Below are 9487 nucleotides of genomic sequence, written 5' to 3' on the forward strand. Positions count from 1 at the left end.
CCCCGGAATACGGCGCCACGGCGGCGATGTTCTACATCGACCAGCAGACCATCGATTACCTGAAACTGACCGGCCGTGAAGACCAGCAGGTTCAATTGGTCGAGCAATACGCCAAGTTGACCGGGCTTTGGGCTGACAGCCTCAAAGGTGCGCAATACGAGCGCGGCCTGACCTTCGATTTGTCCTCGGTGGTGCGCAACATGGCCGGCCCGAGCAACCCGCACGCCCGCGTCGCGGTGTCCGATCTGGCCGCCAAAGGCATCTCCGGCCAGTGGGATGACGTGCCGGGGCAAATGCCCGATGGCGCGGTGATCATCGCCGCGATCACCAGTTGCACCAACACCAGCAACCCGCGCAACGTCATTGCCGCTGGCCTGTTGGCGCGCAATGCCAACAAGCTCGGCCTGACGCGCAAGCCGTGGGTCAAATCTTCGCTGGCGCCGGGCTCGAAAACCGTGGCGCTGTACCTCGATGAAGCGGGGCTGACCACTGAACTTGAACAGCTCGGTTTCGGCGTTGTGGCATTTGCTTGCACCACTTGCAACGGCATGTCCGGCGCCCTCGATCCGCTGATCCAGCAAGAGATCATCGACCGCGATCTGTACGCGACCGCAGTGCTTTCCGGCAACCGCAACTTCGACGGGCGCATTCACCCGTACGCCAAACAGGCATTCCTCGCCTCGCCGCCGCTGGTGGTTGCCTACGCGATCGCCGGGACCATCCGTTTCGATATCGAGAAGGATGTGCTGGGCGTGGTCGATGGCCGGGAAATCCGCCTGAAAGACATCTGGCCGAGCGACGAAGAAATCGATGCGGTGGTGAAGTCGTCGGTCAAGCCTGAGCAGTTCCGTCAGGTCTACATCCCGATGTTCGCCGTGCATGAAGACACCGGGCCGAAAGTCGCGCCGCTGTACGACTGGCGCGAGATGAGCACCTACATCCGCCGTCCGCCGTACTGGGAAGGCGCACTGGCCGGCGCCCGTCCGCTGAAGGGCATGCGCCCGCTGGCGGTGCTGCCGGACAACATCACCACTGATCACCTGTCGCCATCGAACGCGATCATGCTCGACAGCGCCGCCGGCGAATACCTGGCAAAAATGGGCCTGCCGGAAGAGGACTTCAACTCCTACGCCACCCACCGTGGCGACCACCTGACGGCCCAGCGCGCGACCTTCGCCAACCCGAAACTGTTCAACGAAATGGTCGTGGAAAACGGCAAGGTCAAGCAGGGTTCGCTGGCGCGTGTCGAGCCGGAAGGCCAGGTCATGCGCATGTGGGAAGCCATCGAAACCTACATGCAACGCAAGCAGCCGCTGATCATCATCGCTGGCGCTGACTACGGTCAGGGTTCGTCCCGCGACTGGGCGGCGAAAGGCGTGCGCCTGGCCGGCGTCGAGGCGATTGCCGCTGAAGGTTTCGAGCGCATTCACCGCACCAACCTGGTGGGCATGGGCGTGTTGCCGCTGGAATTTAAACCCGGCACCAACCGCCACACCCTGGCCATCGACGGCAGCGAAACCTACGATGTGATCGGCGAACGCAAGCCGCGTGCGGATCTGACGCTGGTGATCAATCGCAAGAACGGCGAGCGCGTCGAAGTGCCGGTGACCTGCCGTCTCGATACCGCTGAAGAAGTGTCGATCTACGAGGCCGGCGGCGTGTTGCAGCGCTTTGCTCAGGACTTCCTCGAAGGCTCGGCGGTCGCCGTTTAAATCAACGTGTGGGCATGGGATTTCAAGTCCCATGCCTTCGGTAAGGAGCACCATGGCTCACGCACCACAAATCAGAATCCCTGCGACTTACATGCGAGGCGGCACCAGCAAAGGCGTGTTCTTCAGCCTCAAGGATCTGCCCGAAGCAGCGCAGGTTCCAGGCCCGGCGCGCGACGCGTTGCTGCTGCGGGTGATCGGCAGCCCCGATCCCTACGACAAGCAGATCGACGGCATGGGCGGCGCGACGTCGAGCACCAGCAAAACCGTGATCCTGTCGAAAAGCACCCGCGCCGATCACGACGTCGATTACCTGTTCGGCCAGGTGTCGATCGACAAGCCGTTCGTCGACTGGAGCGGCAACTGCGGCAACCTCTCGGCGGCGGTCGGTTCGTTCGCCATCAGCAACGGTCTGGTCGACGCCAGCCGCATTCCGCACAACGGCGTGGCGGTGGTGCGCGTGTGGCAGGCCAACATCGGTAAGACCATCATCGCCCACGTGCCGATCACCAATGGCGAAGTGCAGGAAACCGGTGATTTCGAACTCGACGGCGTGACCTTTCCGGCGGCCGAAGTGCAGGTTGAGTTCATGGATCCGGCGGCGGAAGAAGAGGGCGGCGGTGGCTCGATGTTCCCCACCGGCAATCTGGTCGATGAGCTCGAAGTGCCGGGTGTCGGCACGTTCAAGGCGACCATGATCAACGCCGGGATCCCGACGATTTTCGTCAACGCCGAGGACATCGGCTACACCGGCACCGAACTCCAGGGCGCGATCAACGGCGATCCGAAAGCGCTGCTGATGTTCGAGACCATTCGCGCCTACGGTGCGTTGCGCATGGGCCTTATCTCCAGCCTGGAAGAAGCCGCCACGCGGCAGCACACGCCGAAAGTCGCATTCGTTGCCAAACCTTCGGATTACCTGGCGTCGAGTGGTAAAGCGATTGCCGCTGGTGATGTCGATCTGCTGGTGCGCGCGTTGTCGATGGGCAAGCTGCACCACGCGATGATGGGCACGGCAGCGGTGGCGATCGGCACGGCGGCAGCGATTTCCGGGACGTTGGTCAATCTTGCTGCTGGTGGGGTTGAGCGCAATGCGGTGCGTTTCGGCCATCCGTCCGGGACGTTGCGCGTGGGCGCTGAGGCGACGCTGGAGAATGGCGAGTGGGTGGTGAAGAAAGCCATCATGAGCCGCAGTGCGCGGGTGCTCATGGAAGGCTATGTCCGCGTGCCCGGAGATTGCTTTTAAGCAACGGCAATATCCTTGTGGGAGCGAGCCTGCTCGCGAAAGCGATGCATCAGACATGCAAATGTTGACTGACACTCAGCCTTCGCGAGCAGGCTCGCTCCCACAGTGGATTGCATTTCAATCATAAGAAATCGTTAGCCCTGAACCGAGGTCCCATCAACGAACCACTTCACGAGTGAATCGAACATGAGCGCCAACGTCGACCTGAACAACCGCCCCGATTACGACGCAGTCCTGCAGGACATCGCCGACTACGTCCTCACCTTCAAGCCCGAATCCGCCGAGGCGCTGAACACCGCGCGCAATTGCCTGATCGACACGCTGGGCTGTGGTCTGCTGGCCCTGCGTTTCCCCGAATGCACGAAACACCTCGGCCCGATCGTCGAAGGCACGGTTGTACCGTTCGGTGCACGAGTGCCAGGTACCCCTTATCGCCTCGATCCGGTCAAAGCCGCTTGGGATATCGGCTGCATTGTCCGCTGGCTCGACTACAACGACACCTGGCTCGCCGCCGAATGGGGGCATCCATCGGACAACCTCGGCGCCATCCTCGCCGTGGCCGATCACCTGTCGCAAAAACGCGTCGCCAATGGTGAGGCGCCGCTGACGGTCCGCGATGTGCTGGAAGCAATGATCATGGCCCACGAGATTCAAGGCGTGATCGCTCTGGAAAACTCCTTTAACCGGGTAGGACTGGATCACGTCATTCTGGTGAAAGTCGCCTCGACCGCCGTCAGCGCCAGACTGATGGGCGCCAATCGCGAGCAGCTGTTGTCGGCACTGTCCCACGCCTTCGCCGACGGTCAGGCACTGCGCACTTATCGGCATGCGCCGAACGCCGGCTCGCGCAAATCCTGGGCGGCGGGGGATGCGGCGAGTCGCGGCGTGCGCCTGGCCGACATCGCCATGCGCGGTGAGATGGGCATTCCCGGTGTGTTGAGCGCGAAGCAGTGGGGCTTCTATGACGTATCGTTCAGCCACACCAACAACAATCTGGCGCTCAAGCCCGAGGACAAACGCGCTTTCAGCTTCTCCCGGCCGTTCGGCAGTTACGTGATGGAAAACGTGCTGTTCAAGATCAGTTTCCCCGCCGAATTCCATGCGCAGACGGCGTGCGAAGCGGCGGTGACCTTGCATCCGCTGGTTCGCAATCGCCTGCATGAGATCGACCGCATCGTCATCACCACCCATGAATCGGCGATCCGCATCATTTCCAAGGTCGGCCCGCTCGCCAACGCCGCCGACCGCGATCATTGCCTGCAATACATGACCGCCGTGCCGCTGGCATTCGGCAATCTGGTGGCTGAGCACTACGAAGACGACTTCCACAAGGCGCATCCGATCATCGATGTGCTGCGCGAAAAAATGCTCATCGTTGAAGAACCGCGCTTCACCCGCGAATACCTTGAGCCCGACAAACGCTCGATTGCCAACGCCGTGCAGGTGTTTTTCAAGGACGGCAGCAGCACCGACAACGTCGTGGTGGAGTACCCGATCGGCCATCGCCGCCGCCGCGCCGAGGGCATTCCGTTGCTGGAAGACAAGTTCAAGGCCAACCTGGCCACGCGGTTTGCCGGGCAGCGTTGCGCTGAGATATTTGCGCTCTGTGAGGATCAGGCGCGGCTGGAAGCCACAGCGGTGAATCGATTCATCGACCTGTTTGTGATCTGACAGACCGCGTTATCGTTCTTCGCGGGCAGGCTCGCTCCCACAGTCGTTACGATGCAGGTCCACTGTGGGAGCGAGCCTGCTCGCGAAGGCGCCAGATCAGGCAACGCCGGACTACTTGAACCGCCGCTCAACGCCTTTCTCCACGAGAATCTTCGCCGAAATCTCTTCCACCGAGAAATGCGTGGAATTGATGTGCGGAATGTTTTCGCGGCGGAACAGGTTTTCCACTTCGCGCACTTCGAATTCGCACTGGGCGTAGCTCGAATAACGGCTGTTGGGCTTACGCTCATTGCGGATCGCGGTCAGGCGGTCGGGGTCGATGGTCAGGCCGAACAGCTTGTGCTGATGCGCGCGCAGGGCCGTCGGCAGGGTCAGGCGCTCCATGTCGTCTTCGGTCAGCGGATAGTTGGCCGCGCGGATGCCGAACTGCATGGCCATGTACAGACACGTCGGCGTTTTGCCGCATCGCGACACGCCCACTAGTATCAGATCGGCTTTGTCGTAATAGTGGGTGCGCGCACCGTCATCGTTGTCGAGGGCGAAGTTCACCGCCTCGATGCGCTCCATGTAATTGGAGTTGTGTCCGATCGAATGGGATTTGCCGACGGTGTAGGAAGAATGCTCGGTGAGCTCCTGTTCGAGCGGCGCGAGGAAGGTCGAGAAAATGTCGATCATGAAACCATTGGACGTTGCGAGAATCTCACGAATGTCCTGATTGACGATGGTGTCGAAGATGATCGGGCGAAAGCCGTCGGTTTCAGCGGCTTTGTTGATTTGTTGTACCATGGCCCGCGCTTTTTCCACGCTGTCGATGTAGGGCCGCGTGAATTTGCTGAAGGTAATGTTTTCGAACTGCGCCAACAGGCTTTGACCCAGGGTTTCGGCGGTAATGCCGGTGCCATCGGAGATGAAGAAAGCAGATCGTTTCATTTGCACCTTGGGCCTTAAGCTAGTAACGAATCTTGGATATGATAGGCGCGATTTGCCGGCCGCCATTGGCCCGCATTCTCACTTATTTTCCAGGTCCAGGCCATACAACCGGCCAAGGCTCCCCCGGGCCGCCGGTTTCTGAGCTTTTCCAACACAGTTAGTGGAGAGATCACCTTGGTAGAGTACGTAGTTTCCCTCGATAAGCTCGGCAAACACGATGTTGAGCATGTGGGGGGCAAGAACGCATCCCTGGGCGAGATGATCAGTAACCTGGCAGGCGCCGGTGTTTCGGTCCCCGGCGGCTTCGCCACGACGGCTCAGGCCTATCGTGACTTCCTCGAACTGAGCGGCCTGAACGAGCAGATCCACAAGGCCCTCGACGCGCTCGACGTCGACGACGTCAATGCCCTGGCCAAGACCGGTGCGCAGATCCGTCAATGGATCATGGAAGCCGAATTTCCCGAAAAACTGAATGCCGAGATCCGCACCGCGTTCGCCGCGCTGTCGGCGGGCAATCCTGATGTGGCCGTGGCCGTGCGTTCTTCCGCCACCGCCGAAGACCTGCCGGACGCGTCCTTCGCCGGTCAGCAGGAAACCTTCCTGAACATCCGTGGTGTGGAAAACGTTATCCGCGCCGCCAAAGAGGTGTTCGCTTCGCTGTTCAACGACCGCGCGATTTCCTACCGCGTGCACCAGGGCTTCGACCACAAACTGGTCGCCCTGTCGGCTGGCGTGCAGCGCATGGTGCGTTCGGAAACCGGCACCGCCGGCGTGATGTTCACCCTCGACACCGAATCGGGTTTCCGTGACGTGGTGTTCATCACCGGCGCTTACGGCCTGGGTGAAACCGTCGTACAAGGCGCGGTCAACCCGGATGAGTTCTACGTACACAAAGGCACGCTGGAGGCCGGTCGTCCCGCGATCCTGCGCCGCAACCTGGGCAGCAAAGCCATCAAGATGATCTACGGCGATGAGGCCAAGGCCGGTCGTTCGGTCAAGACTGTCGATGTCGACAAGGCCGAACGCGCGCGTTTCTGCCTGACCGACGCCGAAGTCAGTGAGCTGGCCAAGCAGGCGATGATCATCGAGAAGCACTACGGCTGCCCGATGGACATCGAGTGGGCCAAGGACGGTGACGACGGCAAGCTGTACATCGTGCAAGCGCGTCCGGAAACCGTGAAAAGCCGCACCCAGGCCAACGTGATGGAACGTTACCTGCTCAAGGAAACCGGCACCGTGCTGGTGGAAGGTCGGGCGATCGGCCAGCGCATCGGCGCCGGCAAAGTACGCATCATCAAAGACGTCTCGGAAATGGACAAAGTCCAGCCGGGCGACGTGCTGGTATCCGACATGACCGACCCGGACTGGGAACCAGTGATGAAGCGCGCCAGCGCAATCGTCACCAACCGTGGCGGGCGTACCTGCCACGCGGCGATCATCGCCCGTGAGCTGGGCATTCCGGCGGTGGTCGGTTGCGGCAACGCCACCCAGCTGCTGAAGGATGGCCAGGGCGTGACCGTATCCTGCGCCGAAGGCGACACCGGCTACATCTTCGAAGGCGAACTGGGCTTCGACATCAAGAAGAACTCCGTCGACGCCATGCCGGAGCTGCCGTTCAAGATCATGATGAACGTCGGCAATCCGGATCGCGCCTTCGACTTCGCCCAATTGCCGAACGCCGGCGTCGGTCTGGCGCGTCTGGAATTCATCATCAACCGCATGATCGGCGTGCACCCGAAAGCGCTGTTGAACTACGACGGCCTGCCGCAGGAAATCAAGGACAGCGTCGACAAGCGTATTGCCGGTTACAGCGACCCGGTCGACTTCTACGTCGACAAACTGGTGGAAGGCATCAGCACCCTGGCTGCAGCGTTCACGCCGAAAAAAGTCATCGTGCGTCTGTCGGACTTCAAGTCCAACGAATACGCCAACCTGATCGGCGGCAAGCTCTACGAGCCGGAAGAAGAAAACCCGATGCTGGGCTTTCGTGGTGCTTCGCGTTACATCAGCGAATCGTTCCGCGATTGCTTCGAGCTCGAATGCCGCGCATTGAAACGCGTGCGTAACGAGATGGGCCTGACCAACGTGGAAATCATGGTGCCGTTCGTCCGTACTCTGGGCGAAGCCAGCCAGGTGGTCGATCTGCTCGCCGAGAACGGCTTGAAGCGCGGCGAGAACGGTCTGCGCGTGATCATGATGTGCGAACTGCCATCGAACGCGATTCTGGCCGAGGAATTCCTCGAATTCTTCGACGGTTTCTCGATCGGCTCCAACGACCTGACCCAACTGACTTTGGGTCTGGACCGTGACTCCGGGATCATCGCGCACCTGTTCGACGAGCGGAATCCGGCGGTGAAGAAGCTGTTGGCCAACGCCATTCAGGCCTGCAACAAGGCCGGCAAGTACATCGGCATCTGCGGTCAGGGTCCTTCGGACCACCCGGATCTGGCCAAGTGGCTGATGGAACAGGGCATCGAAAGCGTGTCGCTGAACCCGGACACCGTGCTGGAAACCTGGTTCTTCCTCGCCGAAGGCCAGGCTTGATCAGTATGTAATTGGCCCGCGCCCCATGTGGGAGCGGGCCTTGAGATTTAAGTAGGGCGGGCTCCAGCGGATGCCGCCCTTTTTTGTGCAAGAGCATTATGCAAAGCAGCAGCAACCTGTTTCCTGTCGCGCTGATCAGCGCCGAGCGGCGCGGCGATCTGAGCGAAGACGTCTATCGATTGAAACCCGGCAACAGCCCGGACTGGTCCGTGGAAATCGCCGTCACCCGCCTGGGCATGGCCGATGACACGGCGCCACGCGGCGTGCCGGTGATTCTGTTGCACGGCAGCTTTTCCAATCGGCGCTTCTGGTTTTCCCCCAAAGGTCTCGGGCTCGGCGCGTATCTGACGCGGCTGGGCTTCGACGTGTGGATTCCGGAAATGCGCGGTCACGGCCTGTCCCAGCGCAACGAAGACTATCGGCGCAACCGCGTGGCCGATTATGCCCGTTACGATCTGCCGGCGGTTGCCGCGTTCGTGCGTGAGCAGAGCGGACAGATCCCGCACTGGATCGGCCATTCGCTCGGCGGCATCACCCTGGCGGCGGCGCTCGGTGGCGAATATCTCGGCGAACCGGCCGTGGCCTCGGCGGCGTTTTTCGGCACGCAGGTCAGCCGCACCTACTGGCCGTTGAAAATCCCACCGGTGGAGTGGGGCGGGCGCTTCATTCTCAAGCGGTTCGCGCAGTTGTCTGGCTCACGCCTCAAACGCGGTCCGGAAGACGAACCGATCGGCCTGGCCATCGAAAGCATGCGCTGGTACGGCTTGTTTGGCCGCTTCGGCGACAAGGATAAGGACTGGTGGGCCGGACTTGCCGAGGTGCAGGTGCCGGTGCTGGCGGTGACCGCAGCGGGGGATCATCAGGATCCGGCGTGGGCCTGCCGCAAGCTGTTCGAGCAGATCGGCTCAGAGTGCAAGCAGTTCATCAACCTGGGCCGCGAGCAGGGGTTCTCGGACAATTTCGGCCATGTCGAAATGTTGGTGAGCAAAGCAGCGCAGGCTGAAGTGTGGCCGCTGGTGGCGCGCTGGTTGAACGATCAGCAGACGCCGTTGCTGGCGCAGACGACGGATCTGGCCGCTGCGGTGTGAGGGGCGTTCCGTTCAGCCTGGCTTGCGGCTAAGATATGACGCATTGTGCGGTTCCGGTCATATTTCGTGACTGTTTAGCGATAACGTTTCAGCCGCGGTTCAGGTTCGCTCAGCGACCATGGCATGGACTAAGGTAAACAGCGACCGCCGGAACTCGTCTCATCAGAATGCGGCATCCTTGATCGTCTTCCTTGTTACAGGAGTTTTTCGATGGAACATTACCTTACGCCTGACCTGTGCGACGCCTACCCGGAGCTGGTGCAGGTGCTGGAACCGATGTTCAGCAATTTCGGCGGCCG

Annotated in this window: 6 protein-coding genes and 1 pseudogene; 6 read left to right on the plus strand and 1 reads right to left on the minus strand. The window is 61.1% G+C overall.

The genetic code is table 11. The features are described from left to right. From acnA to prpD, 3 genes are all read left to right on the plus strand, one after another. A partial coding sequence (gene acnA / locus D8U70_RS01205) for an aconitate hydratase AcnA (protein ID WP_130928140.1) occupies positions 1-1712 on the plus strand: 1712 nt, incomplete at its 5' end. 52 nt (positions 1713-1764) lie between these two features. Further along, positions 1765-2955 (plus strand): 2-methylaconitate cis-trans isomerase PrpF, encoded by a 1191-nt coding sequence (gene prpF, locus D8U70_RS01210; protein ID WP_130928141.1) that lies wholly within the window; start codon positions 1765-1767, stop codon positions 2953-2955. Between the two features lie 186 nt (positions 2956-3141). Continuing rightward, positions 3142-4626, plus strand: a complete 1485-nt coding sequence (gene prpD / locus D8U70_RS01215; protein ID WP_130928142.1) for a 2-methylcitrate dehydratase — start codon at positions 3142-3144, stop codon at positions 4624-4626. 111 nt (positions 4627-4737) lie between these two features. Here prpD and D8U70_RS01220 read toward each other — a convergent pair whose 3' ends face one another. Then, positions 4738-5556, minus strand: a complete 819-nt coding sequence (locus D8U70_RS01220; RefSeq protein WP_016773826.1) for a pyruvate, water dikinase regulatory protein — start codon at positions 5554-5556, stop codon at positions 4738-4740. Positions 5557-5730: 174 nt separating this feature from the next. On the opposite strand from D8U70_RS01220, the gene ppsA reads away from it, so the two are divergent. The 3 genes and pseudogenes from ppsA to D8U70_RS01235 form a co-directional block, all read left to right on the plus strand. Beyond that, positions 5731-8100, plus strand: a complete 2370-nt coding sequence (ppsA, locus tag D8U70_RS01225; RefSeq protein ID WP_122506517.1) for a phosphoenolpyruvate synthase — start codon at positions 5731-5733, stop codon at positions 8098-8100. A gap of 98 nt (positions 8101-8198) precedes the next feature. Next, positions 8199-9188 carry an alpha/beta fold hydrolase gene (locus tag D8U70_RS01230; protein ID WP_122705831.1) on the plus strand — a complete coding sequence of 330 codons (990 nt, stop codon included), beginning with the start codon at positions 8199-8201 and terminating at the stop codon, positions 9186-9188. Between the two features lie 210 nt (positions 9189-9398). Beyond that, positions 9399-9487, plus strand: a pseudogene (locus tag D8U70_RS01235) (putative 4-hydroxy-4-methyl-2-oxoglutarate aldolase); the annotation flags it as partial.

Source organism: Pseudomonas sp. Sample_20 (assembly GCF_004307585.1).
In the GTDB taxonomy this organism is placed as follows: domain Bacteria; phylum Pseudomonadota; class Gammaproteobacteria; order Pseudomonadales; family Pseudomonadaceae; genus Aquipseudomonas; species Aquipseudomonas atacamensis.